At 52.9% G+C, this 19,400-nt stretch carries 21 protein-coding genes; 3 read left to right on the top strand and 18 right to left on the bottom strand.

The genetic code is table 11. The features are described from left to right. Positions 1–22 precede the first annotated feature (22 nt). From ispG to trmJ, 14 genes are all read right to left on the bottom strand, one after another. Positions 23–1,138 carry a flavodoxin-dependent (E)-4-hydroxy-3-methylbut-2-enyl-diphosphate synthase gene (gene ispG, locus WKJ03_RS14660; protein WP_337842977.1) on the bottom strand — a complete coding sequence of 372 codons (1,116 nt, stop codon included), beginning with the start codon at positions 1,136–1,138 and terminating at the stop codon, positions 23–25. A gap of 2 nt (positions 1,139–1,140) precedes the next feature. Beyond that, positions 1,141–2,286, bottom strand: coding sequence for a RodZ domain-containing protein (locus WKJ03_RS14655; protein WP_337842976.1), 1,146 nt, complete (start codon positions 2,284–2,286; stop codon positions 1,141–1,143). After that, positions 2,276–3,523, bottom strand: a complete 1,248-nt coding sequence (gene pilW / locus WKJ03_RS14650) for a type IV pilus biogenesis/stability protein PilW (RefSeq protein WP_337842975.1) — start codon at positions 3,521–3,523, stop codon at positions 2,276–2,278. The genes WKJ03_RS14655 and pilW overlap by 11 nt, the downstream gene beginning before the upstream one ends. Positions 3,524–3,545: 22 nt before the next feature. Next, entirely contained in the window at positions 3,546–4,670 is a 1,125-nt protein-coding gene (locus WKJ03_RS14645; protein WP_337842974.1) for a bifunctional tRNA (adenosine(37)-C2)-methyltransferase TrmG/ribosomal RNA large subunit methyltransferase RlmN, read from the bottom strand. Positions 4,671–4,815: 145 nt separating this feature from the next. After that, positions 4,816–5,247 (bottom strand): nucleoside-diphosphate kinase, encoded by a 432-nt coding sequence (ndk, locus tag WKJ03_RS14640; RefSeq protein WP_337842973.1) that lies wholly within the window; start codon positions 5,245–5,247, stop codon positions 4,816–4,818. A gap of 147 nt (positions 5,248–5,394) precedes the next feature. Continuing rightward, positions 5,395–5,733 (bottom strand): ISC system 2Fe-2S type ferredoxin, encoded by a 339-nt coding sequence (gene fdx / locus WKJ03_RS14635; protein WP_337842972.1) that lies wholly within the window; start codon positions 5,731–5,733, stop codon positions 5,395–5,397. 1 nt (position 5,734) lies between these two features. After that, entirely contained in the window at positions 5,735–7,591 is a 1,857-nt protein-coding gene (hscA, locus tag WKJ03_RS14630; protein WP_337842971.1) for a Fe-S protein assembly chaperone HscA, read from the bottom strand. Between the two features lie 8 nt (positions 7,592–7,599). Beyond that, positions 7,600–8,124: a co-chaperone HscB gene (gene hscB, locus WKJ03_RS14625; RefSeq protein ID WP_337842970.1), complete on the bottom strand. Its 525-nt coding sequence runs from the start codon at positions 8,122–8,124 to the stop codon at positions 7,600–7,602. A gap of 12 nt (positions 8,125–8,136) precedes the next feature. Beyond that, positions 8,137–8,460, bottom strand: a complete 324-nt coding sequence (gene iscA, locus WKJ03_RS14620; protein WP_337842969.1) for an iron-sulfur cluster assembly protein IscA — start codon at positions 8,458–8,460, stop codon at positions 8,137–8,139. Between the two features lie 3 nt (positions 8,461–8,463). Continuing rightward, a complete protein-coding gene (gene iscU / locus WKJ03_RS14615) occupies positions 8,464–8,847 on the bottom strand; it encodes a Fe-S cluster assembly scaffold IscU (RefSeq protein WP_337842968.1) in 384 nt (127 codons plus the stop codon). Positions 8,848–8,874: 27 nt separating this feature from the next. Beyond that, positions 8,875–10,089, bottom strand: a complete 1,215-nt coding sequence (locus WKJ03_RS14610) for an IscS subfamily cysteine desulfurase (protein WP_337842967.1) — start codon at positions 10,087–10,089, stop codon at positions 8,875–8,877. A gap of 20 nt (positions 10,090–10,109) precedes the next feature. Next, a complete protein-coding gene (gene iscR, locus WKJ03_RS14605) occupies positions 10,110–10,592 on the bottom strand; it encodes a Fe-S cluster assembly transcriptional regulator IscR (RefSeq protein WP_337842966.1) in 483 nt (160 codons plus the stop codon). A 114-nt stretch (positions 10,593–10,706) separates the two neighbouring features. Continuing rightward, positions 10,707–11,555, bottom strand: a complete 849-nt coding sequence (gene cysE / locus WKJ03_RS14600; RefSeq protein WP_337842965.1) for a serine O-acetyltransferase — start codon at positions 11,553–11,555, stop codon at positions 10,707–10,709. After that, entirely contained in the window at positions 11,533–12,291 is a 759-nt protein-coding gene (gene trmJ / locus WKJ03_RS14595; RefSeq protein WP_337842964.1) for a tRNA (cytosine(32)/uridine(32)-2'-O)-methyltransferase TrmJ, read from the bottom strand. Before trmJ ends, cysE begins: the two co-directional genes overlap by 23 nt. 219 nt (positions 12,292–12,510) lie before the next feature. Between trmJ and WKJ03_RS14590 the strand changes: the two genes are divergently transcribed. From WKJ03_RS14590 to WKJ03_RS14580, 3 genes are all read left to right on the top strand, one after another. Beyond that, positions 12,511–13,332 (top strand): methyltransferase, encoded by an 822-nt coding sequence (locus tag WKJ03_RS14590; RefSeq protein WP_337842963.1) that lies wholly within the window; start codon positions 12,511–12,513, stop codon positions 13,330–13,332. Between the two features lie 28 nt (positions 13,333–13,360). Continuing rightward, positions 13,361–14,647 carry a phosphoribosylamine--glycine ligase gene (gene purD, locus WKJ03_RS14585; RefSeq protein ID WP_337842962.1) on the top strand — a complete coding sequence of 429 codons (1,287 nt, stop codon included), beginning with the start codon at positions 13,361–13,363 and terminating at the stop codon, positions 14,645–14,647. 166 nt (positions 14,648–14,813) lie between these two features. Next, complete coding sequence (locus WKJ03_RS14580) at positions 14,814–16,577, top strand: ExeM/NucH family extracellular endonuclease (protein ID WP_337842961.1); 1,764 nt, start codon at positions 14,814–14,816, stop codon at positions 16,575–16,577. A gap of 61 nt (positions 16,578–16,638) precedes the next feature. Here the strand turns inward: WKJ03_RS14580 and ispH are convergent, their stop codons facing one another. From ispH to WKJ03_RS14560, 4 genes are all read right to left on the bottom strand, one after another. Continuing rightward, positions 16,639–17,568, bottom strand: a complete 930-nt coding sequence (ispH, locus tag WKJ03_RS14575) for a 4-hydroxy-3-methylbut-2-enyl diphosphate reductase (protein ID WP_337842960.1) — start codon at positions 17,566–17,568, stop codon at positions 16,639–16,641. Continuing rightward, positions 17,568–17,999: an FKBP-type peptidyl-prolyl cis-trans isomerase gene (fkpB, locus tag WKJ03_RS14570; protein WP_337842959.1), complete on the bottom strand. Its 432-nt coding sequence runs from the start codon at positions 17,997–17,999 to the stop codon at positions 17,568–17,570. Before fkpB ends, ispH begins: the two co-directional genes overlap by 1 nt. Next, on the bottom strand, positions 17,996–18,496 hold the full coding sequence (lspA, locus tag WKJ03_RS14565; protein ID WP_337842958.1) for a signal peptidase II: 501 nt from the start codon (positions 18,494–18,496) through the stop codon (positions 17,996–17,998). The genes fkpB and lspA overlap by 4 nt, the downstream gene beginning before the upstream one ends. Continuing rightward, positions 18,496–19,400, bottom strand: a 905-nt coding sequence (locus WKJ03_RS14560) for a class I tRNA ligase family protein (protein ID WP_337842957.1), incomplete at its 5' end; no start/stop codon positions are given. The genes lspA and WKJ03_RS14560, both read right to left, overlap by 1 nt.

The raw sequence follows: 19,400 nt of genomic DNA, 5'->3' as shown, positions 1-19,400 counted from the left end.
CTCTTTTGGCAAAAAGCTGGCCTTAATCCAGCTGTTTGATTTCAATCTGACGCTTCTTTTCTTCCAGATACGCCCGCACTTGAGCTTCCAGTTGTTCGGCCACCTGACTATTGTCAATGCGCAGCTTCTGGCGCTGACCATTGACATAAAAACCACTCATCCGGTTTGCCCCCGCCACACCGAGATCGGAGATCAACGCTTCGCCCGGCCCGTTGACCACACAACCAATCACCGATACCGTCAGCGGGTCCACCACGTCTTCCAGCCGTTGTTCCAGCTCGTTCATGGTTTTGATCACATCAAATTCCTGCCGCGAGCAGCTGGGGCAGGCGATAAAATTAATACCACGGGAACGAATACGCAGCGATTTGAGAATGTCAAAACCCACTTTGACTTCTTCAACCGGGTCTGCTGCCAACGAAATCCGCAAGGTATCACCAATGCCTTCAGACAATAACATACCAAGGCCTATGGCGGATTTGACTGCACCGGAGCGGGCGCCGCCAGCTTCCGTAATACCTAAATGCAACGGCTGTTTAATTTGTTTGGCCAGTAAACGGTAAGCCCCCACAGCCAGAAAGACGTCGGAGGCTTTGACTGAAACCTTAAACTGATCAAAGTTCAGCCGGTCTAAAATGTCGACATGACGCATTGCCGACTCGACCAGTGCTTCCGGCGTAGGTTCACCGTATTTTTCCTGCAGGTCTTGCTCCAGCGAGCCGCCATTCACACCAATGCGAATAGGAATATTGCGATCACGGGCTGCTTCAACCACAGCACGGATACGATCTTCCCGGCCTATATTGCCCGGGTTAATACGCAAACAATCGGCGCCATAGTCAGCCACCTGCAGCGCAATACGGTAATCAAAATGGATATCGGCCACCAACGGGATCGGAGCGCGTTGTTTAATCAGCCTGAAGGCTTCAGCCGCATCCATAGTCGGCACCGACACCCGCACCATATCGGCTCCGGCTTTGGCAATGGCGTCAATTTGCGCCAGCGTGGCTTCCACATCTGTGGTTTTGGTATTGGTCATCGACTGCACTGAAATAGGGGCATCACCACCTACTAACACAGTGCCTACTTTGATTTGCGTTGACTGACGTCTTTTAATCGGGTTTTCAGCGTAACTCATACTCACTGTCCCAAAGTTAAACGGGCCACCCGGCCTTGTGCATAGCCGGATAAATCTATTGGCTGACCATCAAAGCTGAGCTGTGCTGCAGACGCGTTTCCTAGCAAGACTTTCACCGGAGCTACGCCGCTCAGCTCCAGGCTGTCACCTGCGCTGCGCGCACCAAAAGCCAGCCGCTTTCCACTGGCATCCGTAATTTCCACCCAGCAGTCGCCACTGAAACTGAGCACCAGGCTACTGGCCGCTGCGCTGTTTAGCCCAGTGTTTTCAGTCTGCTGTGCCTGCTGTTGCTCAGGCACTGGGCTGTTCAGCGCTGCCGGCGTATTGGCGCTGCCGCTGTCCGTATCAGTTGGTACTGAAACGGCTGGTTGCACCAACTGAGTCACAGGCGCCTGAGGTTCTTCGTTCACTTGTGGCACAGTAGTGCCAGCGTCTGCCTGAGGCTCAGAATTCTGTTGCGGTACAGTCGCAGCAGAAACAGGATCGGTTTGCTGTGGCTGACGCTCTGCCTCTGTATTGAGAGGTTCAGCCGTAACATGTTGTCTGGCCGCATCCTCTGCCACAGGCTGGTTTGTGTCAGCAACAGCATCTGTCAAAACAGGAACTGCATGTTGCGCTGTCGTGTCTGCCACTACGGCGTTTTGTTCTGGGTTCGTCCAATTGGCAGCACTGGCTTGTTCTTCCTGCTGCTGAGCCGTCTGCTCAGTGTCAACCACAGGCAAAGGCGCAGACACAGGCTGCCCATCCAGCCGGTTTTGCCAGAAATACATCACCAGCAATACGATAAAGCTCAGCACCACGAGCCAGGTCAGCCAGATATACCGGCTGTCGGTCGCTTCTTTGGCGGTGCGTTTGGAGAAACTGCGGGTCAGGCTTGGTGTCTGTTGCAGGCCTTTGGTTTCTTTGCTGTATTGCTCCAGCAAGGCATTCTCAGGCAACTTCAGTAATTTGGCATAAGAGCGCAGGTAGCCCCGGTAAAAAGTAGGAGATAATTTAGGATCGAAACGATCTGCTTCCAGATCGTCAATCAGACTGGTTTTTAAATTCAGTTGCAAAGCGACTTGTTGTGCAGTGAGTTGCTGCTGCTCACGTGCCTGCTTCAGGCATTGTCCTACCGTAAGCACAGTCTGCTCAAGTTCAGTTGTCATAGTCCAAATGTGCCGGATCTTTTAAGTAGATAAATTGGCCAGCCCGTACCGGGCTTTGCTCTGTTAAGTTGTTCCATTGCAGCAGGCGTGCGAGTTTTATGTTGTAACGCAGCGAAATCTGCGACAGGGTTTCCCCGTCCTTCACCTGATAGCGCTGAGGTAATGTTACTTGGTCTGCGCGGTCAGCTCCGGTCAGGTACAGCCATTGGCCTTCCTGCAGAGCCTGATCAGGCCGCAACGCGTTCCAGCTGATTAGGTCGCTCATAGTAACACCGTATTGCTGCGCTATGCCAGCCAAGCTTTCATTGGCTTGCACCTGATGCCGCCGCTGACTTTTGTTGCTTTCTGCAGTTGCACTTTTTTTAAGAACTATCTTGATACGCGGTTGCTGAGCCGGGCTCACAGCTGCGGAGGCCGTGCTGGCCAGATAGCGTTGTCTTAGCACACTGAATTCCGATTTTGATAATTGCTGCTGACTCAGCAGCAAAGCCTCCCGGCTTTGCGGGTACAGGCTGAATAATTGCTGTTCTGCGTCCTGCATGGTTTTCCACTGCCGTTGTTCCTGGGCCACCTGATAACTCAGTAGCAAGACCGGGGCAGACAATTGGGAAGCGCGTTGCATCAGCTCCAGCGTTTGCGCCGCCTGTTCCAGCTGTTTGGTGGCGTAATACAAAGCGGCAGAATTGAACTGGGCACTGGGCCTTGTCGCATTATGAGTAAGGGATAAGCTCAGATAATGTCTGGCATGGGTGAAATCGTTTTGTTCCAACGCGCACAGCGCCAGATTTTCATAACTGTCAGCCACACGGAAATAACCAGGCCGCTTTATCGCTGCCAGTAACAGCTGCTCTGCCTGCTGATACTGGCCCTGCTGACACAGGTAGGCACCAAAATTATTGTAGGAATCGGCATTATCCGGCTCCAGCGCCATCGCCTGTTGATAGGCCTTGACCACCGCTTCATGGTCTTGCACCTGCTGGTAGTAGTAAGCCAGCGCATTCTGTACTTCTGCCAGCTGCGGTGCCATCTGCAAGGCTTTATCGAGATTGTATTTGGCCTGAGATTTGTCGCCGACCTGCAGGTAATTAATACCCAAAGCGACCCTGGTGCGGGCCGCTTCCGTCATATCCAGGTTAGGTTGATGCTGACGGTCGGCCGCAGTCACAGTGGTTTGGGTGACGCAGGCCGTCAGAGGGATACAGAGTACAACGCAGGTAAGCCAAGGCCTTAGTTGCATAATCTGTCCTTGCTGCCGGTGGTTACACCATTTTTACTGAAATTGACTCACCTTTCATCTGTTTTTTCACCAGACGTTTGGTACGGTCAATCACATCCCCCACCAGCTGACCACAGGCCGCGTCAATGTCATCACCACGGGTTTTCCGTACTATGACCGTGAAGCCATATTCCTGCAGCACTTTATTAAAGCGGTCAATGCGTGAATTGCTGGAGCGCTTATAAGGCGAGCCAGGGTAAGGGTTAAACGGAATTAAATTAATTTTGGACGGTGTGTCTTTCAATGCTTTGGCCAGCTCATGCGCCTGATCTGTGCTGTCGTTGATGCCATCCAGCATCACATACTCCACTGTGACTTTGTCATTGGCACGTGAATTGGCCACATAGCGCCTGGACGCCGCCAGGAATTCTTCCATCGGGTACTTTTTATTGACAGGCACCAGTTCATTGCGCAGTTCATTGTTTGGCGCATGCAGCGAAATGGCGAGCGCGACATCAATTTTGTCTTTCAGCAGATCCAGTGCCGGCACTACACCTGAGGTACTTAAAGTGACACGGCGTTTGGACAGACCAAACCCATAGTCTTCCATCATCAGTTCCATGGCCGGAACCACGTTGTTCAGATTCAGCAGCGGTTCGCCCATGCCCATCATCACCACGTTGGTGACTGGTTTTTCACCCGTGTCGCCATAGCTGCCGATGATCTGCGCCACCCGCCAGACCTGACCAATAATTTCAGAGACTGTCAGGTTACGGTTAAAGCCCTGCTGCGCTGTCGAGCAGAAGGAGCAGTCCAGTGCACAACCGACCTGAGAGGACACACACAAGGTACGGCGGTCTTTTTCCGGGATCCAGACAGTTTCCACTTCCTGGCCACCGGCCAACCCCATCACAAATTTAATAGTGCCATCAGCACTGTCCTGACGGGTCACCACATGGGGTGCTTTAATTTCAGCGGTGGCTTTGAGCTTGTCGCGTAGCTTCTTGTTGATGTTGGTCATCTTGTCGAAATCATCAATGCAGAAGTGATAAATCCACTTCATCACCTGATCCGCCCGAAAGCCTTGCTCCCCAATGGACACAAAAAACTCCTTCATCTGAGTCCGGGTCAGGTCCAGCAAATTGACTTTAGTTTCGACAGCGCTCATCACAGCGTTCCTCACAACAAGATCTAACAATAGGTATAGGTCATCTCAAACAGATGAAAAGGGGGCCAAGCCCCCTTTTCATCTGTTTGAGATGACCTTTCGGAGTCTCTTTAAACCGGGTTAAAGAGGTATCCAGCGCCCTGAATTAACGGGTACGGCCACAGAGTTCAGCGTCAGTGAAGAAAAACGCGATTTCACGGGCAGCAGAAGCAGCAGCATCTGAACCGTGAACAGCGTTTTCGTCGATGCTGGCAGCGTAGTCAGCACGTAAAGTACCGGCCAGAGCGTCTTTTGGGTTGGTTGCACCCATGATTTCACGGTTTTTACGCACGGCGTCTTCACCTTCCAGCACCTGAATCATCACAGGGCCTGACGTCATGAAAGACACCAGAGCGTTGAAGAATGGACGCTCTTTGTGCTCGCCGTAGAAACCTTCGGCCTGTTCACGGCTTAAGTGCAGCATTTTGGCTGCAACGATACGTAAACCAGCTGATTCAAAACGGTTGTAGATAGCGCCGATAACGTTCTTGGCTACTGCATCTGGTTTGATGATTGAAAAGGTACGTTCCAAAGCCATGACAGACTCCTAAAAAATTAACTAAGTGAAAAAATTGTGGCCGCGAATTATACGCGAACAAATAAAAAAAACCTACATTTCACCCCAAAAAGCACAAAAGCCGCGTCAAGGCGGCATTTGTACAGCTTTGCTGAGTTTTGTGACAGCTTAGTGACCTTCACTGGCCAGGTTAATGGTGTATTTCGGAATTTCCACAACCAGGTCTTCATCCGCCACCAGTGCCTGACAACCCAACCGCGATTCCGGCTCCAGGCCCCAGGCTTTATCCAGCATGTCGTCTTCCAGTTCGTCACTGGGTTCCAGCGAATAAAAACCTTCACGCACTATCACATGGCAGGTCGTGCAGGCGCAGGATTTCTCACAGGCGTGTTCAATGGAAATGCCAGAGCGCAGCGCAACATCCAGCACAGACTCGCCGGTTTGGGCTTCAACCGCCGCGCCTTCAGGGCACAACTCAGCATGAGGTAAAAAAACGATTTGTGGCATATCAGACCTCGTCCACTTTATGGCCGCGCAGCGCCTGACGGATCGACTGATCCATACGCCGTGCAGCAAATTCATCCGTACTATGGTTGGCGTGCTCAATGGCCGCTTTGATACCAGCTGTATCTGCCTGTTCACGGGCCCGCTCAAGCGCTTCGAGCGCCTGCTCAATAGCCGCAAGCTCGTTTGGATCCAGCAAATGCGCATCCTGCTGCAGCGCGGCGCGCACGGCTTCCAGTACCCGCAGCGCTTCCACCTGTTGCTCTTTGTGCAAGCGTTGCTGCATATCCTGTTTGGCATAGAGCATGGAACTTTGCAGCATAGAGGCCACCTGATCGTCGGTCAGGCCATAAGAAGGTTTGACCTGAATGCTGGCGCTGACACCGCTGGATTTTTCCTGGGCAGTGACATTCAATAAACCGTCAGCATCCACCTGGAAGGTGACACGGATATGGGCGCCGCCGGCCGCCATAGGCGGAATACCTGTGAGGGTAAAACGGGCTAAAGAGCGGCAATCGCTGACCAGCTCACGCTCACCTTGCAGTACATGGATGGCCATGGCCGTCTGACCATCTTTAAAGGTGGTGAATTCCTGCGCACGCGCCACTGGGATCACGGTATTACGCGGAATAATTTTCTCCACCAGGCCACCCATGGTTTCAATCCCCAGCGACAAGGGTGTGACGTCCAATAACAAGGTGTCGGTACCGGATTTATTGCCCACCAGTACATTGGCCTGAATGGCTGCACCTATAGCCACCACTTTATCCGGGTCAATCGAAGTTAGGGGCTCAGCCGCAAAAAACTCAGCCACTGCAGTACGCACCAGAGGCACCCGGGTAGAACCACCGACCATCACCACCTGTTGCACCTGCTCGGTATCCAGTCCGGCATCACGCAGCACCTGTTTGCAGGCGCGGATGGTTTTACGCACCAAAGGCTGTACCAGCGCATCAAATTGCTCGCGGCTGATCTCACCTGCGAATTGAGCACCAGCCACAGGCAGAGTGAACTGCACCTTCGGCTGGCTGGACAATTGTTCTTTCACAGCGCGTGCCGTCACTAAGTACTGACGCAGTTCACTGTGGCTCAGTTCCAGTACACCACTTTGTTGCTGTAACCATTCGACCAGCGCCTGGTCAAAATCATCCCCACCCAACTGAGAATCGCCACCGGTCGCCAGCACTTCAAACACACCTTTTTGCAGGCGTAAAATAGAAATATCAAAAGTGCCGCCACCTAAATCATAGACCGCAATCACGCCTTCCTGACCTGAATCCAGGCCATAAGCCAGTGCGGCCGCTGTGGGTTCATTCAGTAAACGTAATACGTTCAGGCCAGCCAGTTTGGCCGCGTCTTTGGTCGCCTGACGCTGCGCGTCGTCAAAATAAGCCGGTACGGTAATCACCACCCCGGTCAGCTCACCGCCCAAGGTCTGACTGGCCGTATCGGCCAGAGTCGCCAGAATTTCTGCCGACACCTCGACCGGGTTTTTCACGCCCTGCACTGTGTCAATCGCAACCAGCCCCCCCTGATCGACCAGTTGATAAGGTAAATGCGAAGCTTCAGCCTGCATTTCTGCATAACCACGGCCCATCAGGCGTTTGACCGAAATAATGGTGTTGTGCGGATCCAGCACAGCCTGGGCCATGGCGTCGTGGCCAACAATCACACTGGATTCGGTGTAGCGTACAACAGAAGGCAGCATGTCATGGCCTGCTGAATTGGGCAGAGTCCTGGCTTCGCCACTACGAACAGTGGCCACCAACGAATTGGTCGTGCCTAAATCAATGCCTGCAGCCAATTTGTGCTGATGCGGAGCGGCGCTTTGGCCTGGTTCTGCGATTTGTAATAACGCCATGTTGCTTCTTAATCGTGAAGTTGTTGTTCAATCAGCTCGAGCTCCTGCTCCAGCTTATAGAAGAATTTCAGCTTGCGGACCAGATCGGCCGATCGTTGATCCTGCTCCGGCTGCTGCTTGTCCAGCGACTCTCGCAGCTGTTTGAGTAAGGCTTTGCGTTGCTGGCCGATCTGCTGTTCTGCATCCTCAATCAGCTCATCCGGATTTGGGCTATGCGGGATCTCCGCCAGCAGCTCACGCAGCTCCATCTGCTGCATCAAAAACGCCGGGTCGGTAAAACTGCGTTGTTCCTGGCTGATTTTCAAGCCACGCAAGGCCAACAAATGTTCAGCCCTGAGCAACGGGTGCTTCAGGCTATGGTAAGCATCATTAATATTGGCAGCCTGCTGCACCGCCATCAGCCGGTCTCGCTCTGAAGCGGCGGCAAATTTATCCGGGTGGAAATTACGCTGTAATTCCAGATAACGGGTACCGAGTTCGGCCAAATCCAGCTCAAACTGAGCTGGCAGATGAAACAGCTGAAAATAGTTCATCTGCGTCCTTAATCAGACGGTAAAGCTTTCGCCACAACCACATTCGCCGTTGACGTTTGGGTTATTAAACTGGAAGCCTTCGTTTAAACCTTCTTTGACAAAATCCAGCTGAGTGCCGTCGATATAGACCAGGCTTTTGCCATCCACAATCAGCTTCAGACCAAACTCTTCAAACACCTGATCATCGGCATTCAGCTCGTCAACAAACTCCAGTACATAAGCCAAACCAGAACAACCCGTGGTTTTCACCCCAACACGCAGGCCAATACCTTTACCGCGATTGGTCAGAAAACTGCGCACCCGGTCTGCAGCTGCCGGCGTCATGCTGATGGCCATAACTTAGTTCCCGTGCCGAGATTTGTAATCGTCGATCGCTGCTTTAATGGCATCTTCTGCCAGAATAGAGCAGTGAATTTTCACTGGAGGCAACGCCAGTTCCTGTGCAATGTCGGTGTTTTTGATTTGTGCCGCTTCGTCCAGCGTTTTGCCTTTCACCCACTCCGTGACTAAGGAGCTGGAGGCAATAGCGCTGCCGCAACCGTAGGTTTTAAACTTGGCGTCTTCAATCACGCCTTGCTCGTTTACCTTGATTTGCAGCTTCATCACGTCACCGCACGCCGGTGCGCCAACCATGCCGGTAGCCACAGTCGGGTCATCTTTGGCAAAAGAGCCAACATTGCGAGGGTTTTCGTAGTGATCAATTACTTTGTTGCTGTAAGCCATTTTTCGTACCTCTTAATCCTGCACTGATTAGTGGGCCACCCAGGCCACAGAGTTTAAGTCCACGCCGTCTTTAAACATTTCCCACAGCGGTGACATATCGCGTAACTTGCCGATCGCTTCGTTGACTATCTTAATGGTATGGTCGATATCGGCTTCCGTGGTATAACGGCCAATACTGAAACGGATGGAGCTATGAGCCAGCTCGTCGGTCAGGCCTAAAGCCCTTAATACATAAGACGGCTCTAAGCTGGCTGAGGTACAGGCTGAACCTGAAGAGACGGCAATGTCTTTCAGCGCCATAATCAACGATTCACCTTCCACGTAGTTAAAACTGACATTGGTGATACCAGGAATACGTTGTTCGGTATCCCCATTGAGGAAGGTCTGTTCAATGCCTTTGATGCCATTCCACAACCGGTCACGCAACATCGCAATGCGCTCGCGCTCTGCATGCATTTCTTCTTTGGCAATACGGAAGGCTTCGCCCATACCAACAATCTGATGGGTCGGCAGCGTGCCTGAACGCATACCACGCTCATGCCCACCACCGTGCATCTGGGCTTCCAGACGGATACGGGGTTTACGGCGCACATACAAAGCACCTATACCTTTAGGACCGTAGGCCTTGTGGCCAGAAAAAGACATCAGGTCCACTTTCAAGGTTTGCAGGTCGATATCGACTTTGCCGGCGGCCTGAGCAGAATCCACATGGAAGATTATGCCTTTCTCACGACAGATCTCACCAATGGCCGCAATATCCTGTACCACCCCAATTTCGTTATTGACGAACATCACACTGATTAAGATGGTATCCGGGCGAATGGCGGCAGTCAGTTGTTCCATGGTCAGTAAACCATTGGCCTGAGGCTGCAAATAGGTCACTTCGTACCCTTCACGCTCCAGATCACGCATGGTGTCCAGCACGGCTTTGTGTTCGGTTTTGACCGTGATCAGGTGCTTGCCTTTTTTATGGTAAAAATGTGCAGCACCTTTGATGGCCAGGTTGTTTGATTCAGTTGCACCTGAGGTGAACACGATTTCACGTGGGTCCGCATTGACCAGTTCGGCCACCTGAGCACGGGCGACTTCTACCGCTTCTTCTGCCTGCCAGCCAAATTTATGCGAACGTGACGCCGGGTTCCCAAAGGTCCCGTCCATCGTCATGTATTGCATCATTTTTTCAGCAACGCGCTGATCCACTGGCGTAGTGGCGGCATAATCCAAATAAATAGGTAGCTTCATGATCTGCTCCGGCTCTGGCCTTACAACTGGCAACTGATCTCAATATCAGTTGCTGGATTCTTGTTCACGCGGCTGTCCTGACGTTTGGCCACGTTTTGAATTTCGTTTTTCCTGACCAGTTCACCCAAGGTGACATTGGTCAGAAAATCCTCAATACGATCACTTAAGTCGGTCCAAAGACTGTGGGTCAGGCATTTGGCACCGCTCTGACAATCAGATTTGCCCTGACAACGGGTGGCGTCCACTGACTCATCCACCGCACTGATCACCGCCGACACAGAAATTTGTGCAGCTTCCCGGCCTAACTGGTAACCACCACCAGGACCACGCACACTTTGCACTAAACCTTGTTTACGCAGTCGGGCGAATAACTGTTCCAGATAAGACAAGGAAATGCCCTGGCGCAGGGAAATATCTGCCAATGGAACCGGGCCTGTTTTCGCATGCAAAGCGACATCCAGCATAGCGGTCACGGCGTAACGGCCTTTAGAGGTTAAACGCATAACTGACTCCCCGGTTCGAATGGCGCAAATTGTACATTTCCGACTAAATTAGTCAAGTATAAATCCTACTAAGTTAGTCAGGTATTATCTGCTCAGGTTCATCCGTTTTTTTAATTAAATCGTCGGATCGAATTCGTCGATTTCTTTTTTGCGCTGCAGCGCAGCCAAACGCTCCGCTTCGCGCACGGCTTCATCTTCAATCTTGATTTCCGGCATCTGACTGCAGACATTGCCGCCCAGGGTATTGATGCTCTGGCACAGTTCTGACACTTTGCCATCCAGGAAATGAATATGATCCAGCATCCGGCCCATCGCCTGCGCCACAGGGTCCGGGTTGTCGCTGGACACCGCATAGGCATCAAAACCAAATTTTTTTGCCAGCTCCTGGCGCTGCTCTGTAATGGCCGAATCCTGCTTGGCAACGATACGGCCAGGAATACCAACCACAGTGGCGCCGGCAGGTACATCTTTCACCACCACCGCATTAGAACCTATACGGGCATTTTCGCCGACATACAAAGGGCCAAGTATTTTGGCACCAGCACCAATCACCACGTGATTGCCTAAAGTCGGGTGGCGTTTGCCTGGATTCCAGCTGGTTCCACCTAAAGTTACCCCATGGTACAGCGTCACATCGTCCCCAATTTCTGCCGTTTCCCCAATGACCACTCCCATGCCATGGTCGATAAAAAAACGGCGGCCAATGCGGGCACCCGGGTGAATTTCGACGCCCGTTAACCAGCGGGCTATGGTGCTCAAAAAGCGCGCCAGCCATTTAAAACCGGCATTCCAGACTTTGTGATTCAGCCGGTGCCACCAAATCGCATGCAAGCCCGGGTAGTTGGTCAGTACTTCGAAAAAGCTGCGTGCTGCCGGATCACGCTCAAATACACTTTTAATGTCTTCTTTGATGCCTGCAAACATGACTGGGTCCTTGTGCTTACTGCTGCTCTGGGGTTGCAACGCTTTTATTTACGCCGCCAAAACGCTGAACTGAGGTTAAAATGCCACGCAATATATTCAGTTCAATTTCATCCGGCCGCGCCCGGGTAAACAGGCGCCGCAATTTAATCATAATGTGACCGGGATGAGCCCGGATAATAAAACCGGTTTGATCCAAAGTGGTCTGCAAATGCTGATAAAAGCCTTCCAGCTGTTCTGAGGTGGGGTAGCTGGTTTTCTCTTCTGAAGCCTGATCCTGCGCAGGTTGCTGCGCAAGCAGCGCCATACGCATCTCATAACTGACCACCTGCACCGCCATCGCCAGGTTCAGCGAGGTGTATTCAGCACTGGTTGGAATACACAAATGGTAATGACAGAGCCTCAATTCATCATTGGACAAACCGTTGCTTTCCCGGCCAAATACAATAGCGACAGGTCCGTTGGTCAATTCCGGCACTGTCAGCTCTGCGGCCTGCCGCGGGTTCAGCACCTGATGATCCTGGCTTTTCGGCTTGTGGCTGGTGCCAATCACCAGCCGGCAGTCGGCAATCGCCTGCGCTAAGCTGTCCACCACCCGTGCATTGGCCAGCACATCACTGGCACCGGCTGACAACGCATAGGCCTGACCATCCGGTAGCTCTTTTGGGCTGACCAGCACCAGTTGGCTCAGGCCCATGGTTTTCATGGCACGGGCCACTGACCCTATATTGCCGGTATGGGAAGTTTCCACCAGGACGATTCGGATCTGCTCCAGCATGCGTTCTCCAGCCAGTTTCGATGTGAATAACAATGGCGTCTGCAAATTTAAGGGGCGGCATTTTAGCACGCAGTGAATCAATTGTTGACTGAATTTTAGCAGTCCAGCCATCTACTTTGGACGAAACCAGATTTCCCTCCACTGGTGATTTCTGACTGCAAATCCAGCACTGCTTTGGTACACTAGCGCCGGTTTATAACAATGAAGAGGGATACCCTGATGACTCTGTTACCCAAGTTGATCGTTGTTTCCGCTTTAGTTTTAACGCCTTTTATTCAGGCTGCTGACAGCTCTGCACTCCAGCAGGCGCTGAATAACCCTGTGCGCAGCGATGCGAATAAAGCACGCGACATCTACCGCCACCCGCTAGAAACACTGAGTTTCTTTGAAGTGACACCGAAAAGCACAGTGGTTGAAATTTCCCCGGGCTCAGGCTGGTACACCGAAATCCTGGCGCCCTTATTAAGCGCCGAAGGTAAGTATTATGCCGCCCACCATCCGGCCAACAGCACCTCGGATTACAGCAAACGCACTCTGGCGGCCTTTAAAGAAAAACTGGCCAGCAATGATGTGTATAAAAATGTGGTACTGACAGAATTCTCGCCTGTACCAGGCCAACAGGTGGCACCAGCCGGCAGTGCCGATGTAGTGCTGACTTTTCGTAACCTGCACAACTGGTATATGCAAAAAGGTGAACAAGGCATGGTCGACGCCTTTAAATCCTTTTATGACGCCTTAAAACCAGGGGGCGTGCTGGGCGTGGTGGAGCACCGTTTACCAGAAGCGAAAAAAGGCAACGACTGGTTAAAATCCGGTTATTTCCCACAAAGTTTAGCGATAGAACTGGCCGAAAAAGCCGGTTTCAAGCTGGAAGCCAGCAGCGAAATCAACGCCAATCCAAAAGATACAGCGGACCATCCTGGCGGTGTCTGGACCTTACCTCCGACGCTGTCACAAAAAGAACAGGATAAAGACAAGTATCTGGCCATTGGCGAAAGCGATCGCATGACGCTGAAGTTCCGCAAACCTGATACCCATTAATTTACTAGCAGTCACACCGGAAGAAACCATGAAAGTATTAGTGATAGGCGGCGGTGGCCGCGAACATGCTCTGGCCTGGAAAGCGGCGCAATCGCCGGATGTACAGCAGGTGTTTGTCGCGCCAGGCAATGCCGGTACAGCGCTGGAGCCAAACCTGACCAATCTGGCCATTGCCGCCGATGACGTGGTGGCACTGACCGCTTTTGCCAAAGCTGAAGGCATCGATCTGACCATAGTCGGCCCTGAAGCACCGCTGGCCAAAGGGGTGGTCGACCAATTCCGCGCTGAAGGTCTGGCTATTTTTGGCCCGACTCAGGCCAGCGCCCAACTGGAAAGCTCCAAAGCCTTCGCCAAAGATTTTCTGGCCCGCCACGCTATTCCCACCGCTGCTTATGGCAACTTTACCGAGATCGCAGCAGCTAAAGCTTATGTTGAACAACAAGGGACGCCTATTGTCATCAAAGCCGACGGCCTGGCCGCCGGTAAAGGGGTCATTATTGCTCAAAACAAAGACGAAGCTTTTGCCGCTATTGACGACATGCTGGCCGGCAATAAGTTTGGTTCAGCCGGCAGCCGGGTGGTGATTGAAGAGTTTCTGGTCGGTGAAGAAGCGTCCTTTATCGTGATGGTCGACGGTAAAAACGTACTGGCTTTTGCCTCATCTCAGGACCACAAAGCCCGAGACGACGGCGACAAAGGCCCGAATACCGGTGGCATGGGTGCCTACTCACCGGCGCCAGTGGTGACTCCTGCCGTGCATGACTGGGTGATGCAGAACGTCATTTACCCAACTGTAAATGGTATGGCCGCGGAAGGCAATGTCTACACTGGTTTCCTCTATGCAGGCCTGATGGTGGCACCGGATGGGACCGCCAAGGTACTGGAGTTTAACTGCCGTTTCGGTGACCCAGAAACTCAGCCTATTATGATGCGCCTGAAATCCGATCTGGTCGCATTATGCAAAGCGGCGACTGAAGGCAAACTCGATCAGACCCAAATTGAGTTTGACCCGCGCGCTGCAGTGGGCGTGGTATTGGCAGCCGGTGGCTACCCGGATGAGTACCGCAAAGGGGATGTGATTTCGGGTTTACCGACCGCAGACAGCCGCGAAGCCAAAGTCTTTCATGCCGGTACCGTACTCAAAGACGGTCAGGTACTGACTGCGGGCGGCCGGGTCCTGTGCGCCACCGCCTTAGGCACCTCAGTGACTGCTGCACAGCAAGCGGCCTACCAGCTGGTGGATCAGATTAAGTGGGAGGGCGTCTTCAGCCGCCGCGATATTGGCTACCGTGCCATAGCCCGCGAACGCAGCTAAGCCAAAATTTTTCGCCTCTAAGCCGCCCATTCAGGCGGCTTTTTCTTTGGGCTGCTGGTTAATTCGGCCAACAGAACAAAAATTCTGTTGATTGCCCTGCCATCCTCTTGTCATTCTTTGCCACTACTTTAGGCTGTCAGCTCATTTATTCTCTCAGGACATTCGGATGAAACTCAGTGTAATCAGTATTCTGCTGGCCTCGACCTGCAGTCTGGCTGTCCATGCCAGCTGTCAGCTGACGCAAAGCATCAGCCAAATCCAAGGTACAGGCAAGCAGAGCCCGTTACTGGGCCAGCCAGTACAAACAGCAGGTGTAGTCAGCGCCGTGCTTTACCCAAACAGCAAAGACGCCGCTGTGCTGGTGCATAGCCTGACGCCAGACACTAACCCAGGCAGCAGCGAAGCCTTGCTGCTTGCCGACAGCAAACTGGCCGCCACAGTCAAAGCCGGTCAACAATTGCAATTAACTGCTGTGGTGGCGGAGCGACATGGCATGACCGCACTGGAACGGGTGCAGGCGACTGTTTGTGGTGAACAGAGGTTACCGGCGGCGCAAAGTTTTCAGTTGCCAGTCAACTCCAAAGCAGACTGGGAAGCCGTGGAAGGCATGTTACTGAGTTTCCCCCAAGCGCTGATTGTGAACGACAGCTACCCGCTGGCCCGTTATGGTGAAATTTTACTGGCCGACAAGCGGTTATGGGTGGCCACTGAACTGATGCCTGCCGGCAAAGATGCCAAAGCCTTTGAACAGCAACAGCGCTTCAGTGAAATCTGGCTGGATGACGGCCTGAGCCAACAGAACCCGGATCCTATCCGCTACCCAACCGGCGGTTTAAGCGCCAAACACACGGTACGGGTTGGTGATACAGTCCACAACCTGCAGGCCTACCTGATTGAAACCAAACAAGGTTATCGCCTGATCCCAGCCACAGCGCCACAATTTAAAGCCACCAACCCGCGCCAGCCCGCGCCGTTACCCAAAAGTGCTGGCAGCATCCGGGTGGCCAGCTTTAATGTGCTGAACTTCTTTACCGGCGAATCTGCTGCAGCTCCCTTCCCAACCCGTCGTGGCGCCAGTACAGCCGAAGAACTCAGCAGGCAACAAGCGAAAATGCTGGCGGCGCTGTCGGTGATGGATGCCGATGTGATTGGACTGCTGGAAGTAGAAAATAATGGTGTTGATGCGCGCAGTGCCATTGCCACCCTGGTGCGGGAACTGAACAAGAAGCTCGGCGCTGACCGCTATGCCTTTGTGCAACCTGCAGCCGCACAAGGCACAGACGCCATTAAAGTGGCACTGATTTACGACCAGACCCGCCTGAAACAAAGCGGCCAGGCGGCCGTCATCAATACAGGGCCCTTTGCCTATGGCTCTAGGGCGCCTTTGGCGCAGACCTTTGTGCCACTCCAGGGCGGTGAACACTTTACCGTCAGCATTAACCATTTTAAATCCAAAGGCAGCTGCCCTGAAGATAAGAACTCAGTCGATGCCGATCATGGCCAGGGCTGCTGGAACCAAAGCCGGGTCGAAGCCGCCACAGCCGTGCATCAATGGCTGCAGAGCCAGCCAACGGGTGTGAACACAACGAATCAGCTGCTGATGGGTGATTTGAATGCCTACCGTCAAGAAGACCCGCTGCGGCAACTGGCCAAAGACGGCTGGTTGCATCTGGCGCCGGAGCAGGACGGCAAAGCGCATTATTCTTATGTCTACCGTGGCCGCACCGGCTCGTTGGATCATGCGCTGGCCAGTAAAGAGCTGGCAGGCAAGTTACAGCAGTTCCAGCACTGGGCTATCAACGCTGATGAACCGGCTATTCTGGATTACAACATGGAATTTAAATCGAACCGTCAGTTAGAGCAGTTGTATGCACCGGATGCATTCCGCTCGTCCGACCACGACCCTGTGTTGCTGGATTTTAAATTCTGATGCGATGGTGAGATAGATAAGATTGGGGTCAGAGTCAGACTCTGACCCCAAAGTAGTCGCTTTACCGCAATTCAGCCGGCACCGCAAAAATCACGTTTTCTTCACGGCCAGGGTGTTCAATCACTTGTTTCCCCCCCCAGGCGGTTAATTGTTCCACTACCTGTTTTACCAGCACTTCAGGCGCCGAAGCACCAGCTGTTACACCCACTGCAGTGACGCCTTCCAGCCAGTCTTGCTGAATATCTGCCGCCGTATCAATCAGGTACGCCTGACAGCCCATTTTCTCAGCCAGTTCACGTAAACGGTTGGAGTTACTGCTGTTTTTGGCACCGACGACCAGCAGCAGTTGCACCTTGGCGGACAGCTCACGCACCGCATCCTGTCGGTTTTGCGTGGCGTAACAAATGTCATCTTTGCGTGGGCCTTCAATGTCAGGAAAGCGGGCGCGCAGCGCATCAATCACATCAGCCGTATCATCGACCGATAAAGTGGTCTGGCTGGAGTAACAGAGTTCGGCCGGATTTTTGACCGCTAATCGGGCAACATCCTCCACCGACTCGACCAGATAAATGCCCCCTTCCGGATTGTCGTACTGGCCCATAGTGCCTTCCACTTCCGGATGGCCGGCATGACCGATCAGAATACACTCCACCCCTTTACGGCTGGCGCGGGTGACTTCCATATGCACTTTAGTGACCAGTGGGCAGGTGGCGTCGAACACTTTCAGGCCACGCTGTTTGGCCGTTTCACGCACCGCTTGTGACACGCCGTGCGCAGAGAAAATCACAATGGCACCGTCCGGCACTTCATCCAGTTCGTCCACAAAGACTGCACCGGCACGGCGCAGGCCGTCCACCACAAACTTGTTGTGCACTACTTCATGCCGCACATAAATAGGTGGCTCGTAAATTTCCAGCGCCCGTGACACTATGCTTATTGCACGGTCGACACCGGCACAAAAGCCACGTGGGTTAGCCAGCAAAATATCCATCAGCTTTGCACCTCCACAATTTCCACGTTAAAGGTCAGGGTTTGGCCGGCCAACGGGTGGTTAAAATCCACAGTGACTGAATCGCCCACCACCTCACGAATAAGTCCCGGCAGTTCCGAACCATCTGGCATCGCAAAACCAACAATCATACCGACCTGGGCTGGTGCATCGGCGGAAAACTTGCTGCGGTCCACATAATAAATATTGTCCGGGTTCGGCATGCCGTAGGCATCTTCAGGCGCTAAAGTGAAAGTGCGCTTATCGCCTTTGGCCATGCCCATCAGCTGCGCTTCAAAGGCCGGTGACAAACTGCCATCCCCCATTTGCAACCTGGCGGGTTTGTTATGCACCCGGGTTGATTCGGCGGCACTGCCGTCGGCCAGTTTAATATCAAAGTGGAAAATCACTGTACTGCCAGCACCAATGATCATGACGTCACCTCAGAAGTCTTTTTGTCACTGCTGAAACTGTCCCAAATCAGCAGTGCAGCACCGACGCTAATAGCGCAATCGGCAATATTAAAAATAGGGTAATGCCAGTCCTGATAAAACACATGCAGAAAATCCACTACATAGCCATACAGGCTGCGATCAATCAAATTGCCGACCGCGCCACTGATAATCAGCGCCAGCGCCAGGCTCAGTTTCCACTGGCCCTTCTTCAGCCGGGACAACCAGACTGCCAGCACTGTGCTTACCACCACAGCAATGGCAGTAAAGAACCAGCGCTGCCAGCCCGAGGCATCCCCCAGGAATGAAAAAGCGGCCCCGTAGTTACGGGCATAAGTAAAATTAAACACCGGCAGCAAGGCGATGGATTCGCCCAGACTGAAATTCTGGATCACCCAGACTTTGCTCAGCTGGTCAGCAACCAGCACCAGCACCATCAGCCACCACCAGTGCCAGCCGGTTTCTCTAAATAATTTCATCAGGCAAACTTCCTGCTTTCACCAGCGCCTTCGACATTGTCGACACAACGCAGACAAATCAGCGGATGCGCCGGGTTGGCGCCCACATCATGACGATGGTGCCAGCAGCGGTCGCATTTGGCAGCAGTGGATGGGCGAATCAGCACAGACAATCCCGCCAGCTCAGTGGCAGCAGCGTCTGCCGGAGCAGCCTCTGTTGACACCACAGCGGTGGAGGTGATCAACGCAAAACGCAGCTCATCGCCAATAGCGGTTAAATCTGCGGCTAACTGACCTTGGGCATATAAAGTCACTTCAGCCTGCAAGGAGGCGCCAATTTTGCCGTCGCGACGCGCCGCTTCCAGCACTTTGTTCACTTCATCCCGCACCTGCAGCAGTTGTTGCCAGAAGGCATCGTTAAACTGACCTGCTGGCACTGCATTCAGGCCTTGATACCAAACGTCAGTAAAGACAAATTCTGTCGCCTGACCAGGAATGGCTTCCCAGATTTCCTGTGCGGTAAAGCTCATGATAGGTGCCATCCAGCGCACCATGGCCTGGATCACATGGTACAAGGCGGTCTGGCACGAGCGGCGGGCCTGCGAGTCCGTTTTGGCGGTGTACTGGCGGTCTTTAATCACGTCCAGATAGAAACTGCCCAGCTCTACAGTACAGAAGTTCATCAGCTTCTGACTGACCTGGTGGAACTGGTAATTGTCGTAAGCATCGACCATTTCCTGCTGCAATTTCGCTGCGCGTTGTACCAGCCATAAATCCAGCTGTACCAGCTGCTCCAACGGCAGCGCGTCAGTCGCCGGGTTAAAGCCTTTTAAGTTCGCCAGCAGGAAACGGGCTGTGTTACGGATACGGCGGTATTTGTCGGCAGCACGATTCAGAATTTCATCCGACACTGTCATTTCTGAGG

The organism is Rheinheimera sp. (assembly GCF_037442525.1).
In the GTDB taxonomy this organism is placed as follows: domain Bacteria; phylum Pseudomonadota; class Gammaproteobacteria; order Enterobacterales; family Alteromonadaceae; genus Pararheinheimera.
Note: the sequence above shows the minus strand (reverse complement) of the source record. Positions and strands in the feature narration are given on the sequence as shown.

Excerpts from the sequence above, each read along its gene's own strand:
- trmJ (WP_337842964.1), bottom strand. The coding sequence starts at position 12,291 with ATGCTGGAGCAGATCCGAATCGTCCTGGTGGAAACTTCCCATACCGGC.
- ispH (WP_337842960.1), bottom strand. The coding sequence starts at position 17,568 with ATGGATATTTTGCTGGCTAACCCACGTGGCTTTTGTGCCGGTGTCGAC.
- WKJ03_RS14580 (WP_337842961.1), top strand. The coding sequence starts at position 14,814 with ATGAAACTCAGTGTAATCAGTATTCTGCTGGCCTCGACCTGCAGTCTG.
- iscU (WP_337842968.1), bottom strand. The coding sequence starts at position 8,847 with ATGGCTTACAGCAACAAAGTAATTGATCACTACGAAAACCCTCGCAAT.
- WKJ03_RS14655 (WP_337842976.1), bottom strand. The coding sequence starts at position 2,286 with ATGACAACTGAACTTGAGCAGACTGTGCTTACGGTAGGACAATGCCTG.
- purD (WP_337842962.1), top strand. The coding sequence starts at position 13,361 with ATGAAAGTATTAGTGATAGGCGGCGGTGGCCGCGAACATGCTCTGGCC.
- WKJ03_RS14645 (WP_337842974.1), bottom strand. The coding sequence starts at position 4,670 with ATGAGCGCTGTCGAAACTAAAGTCAATTTGCTGGACCTGACCCGGACT.
- ndk (WP_337842973.1), bottom strand. The coding sequence starts at position 5,247 with ATGGCTTTGGAACGTACCTTTTCAATCATCAAACCAGATGCAGTAGCC.
- fdx (WP_337842972.1), bottom strand. The coding sequence starts at position 5,733 with ATGCCACAAATCGTTTTTTTACCTCATGCTGAGTTGTGCCCTGAAGGC.
- iscA (WP_337842969.1), bottom strand. The coding sequence starts at position 8,460 with ATGGCCATCAGCATGACGCCGGCAGCTGCAGACCGGGTGCGCAGTTTT.
- WKJ03_RS14590 (WP_337842963.1), top strand. The coding sequence starts at position 12,511 with ATGACTCTGTTACCCAAGTTGATCGTTGTTTCCGCTTTAGTTTTAACG.
- hscB (WP_337842970.1), bottom strand. The coding sequence starts at position 8,124 with ATGAACTATTTTCAGCTGTTTCATCTGCCAGCTCAGTTTGAGCTGGAT.
- iscR (WP_337842966.1), bottom strand. The coding sequence starts at position 10,592 with ATGCGTTTAACCTCTAAAGGCCGTTACGCCGTGACCGCTATGCTGGAT.
- hscA (WP_337842971.1), bottom strand. The coding sequence starts at position 7,591 with ATGGCGTTATTACAAATCGCAGAACCAGGCCAAAGCGCCGCTCCGCAT.
- fkpB (WP_337842959.1), bottom strand. The coding sequence starts at position 17,999 with ATGATCATTGGTGCTGGCAGTACAGTGATTTTCCACTTTGATATTAAA.
- WKJ03_RS14610 (WP_337842967.1), bottom strand. The coding sequence starts at position 10,089 with ATGAAGCTACCTATTTATTTGGATTATGCCGCCACTACGCCAGTGGAT.
- ispG (WP_337842977.1), bottom strand. The coding sequence starts at position 1,138 with ATGAGTTACGCTGAAAACCCGATTAAAAGACGTCAGTCAACGCAAATC.
- lspA (WP_337842958.1), bottom strand. The coding sequence starts at position 18,496 with ATGAAATTATTTAGAGAAACCGGCTGGCACTGGTGGTGGCTGATGGTG.
- pilW (WP_337842975.1), bottom strand. The coding sequence starts at position 3,523 with ATGCAACTAAGGCCTTGGCTTACCTGCGTTGTACTCTGTATCCCTCTG.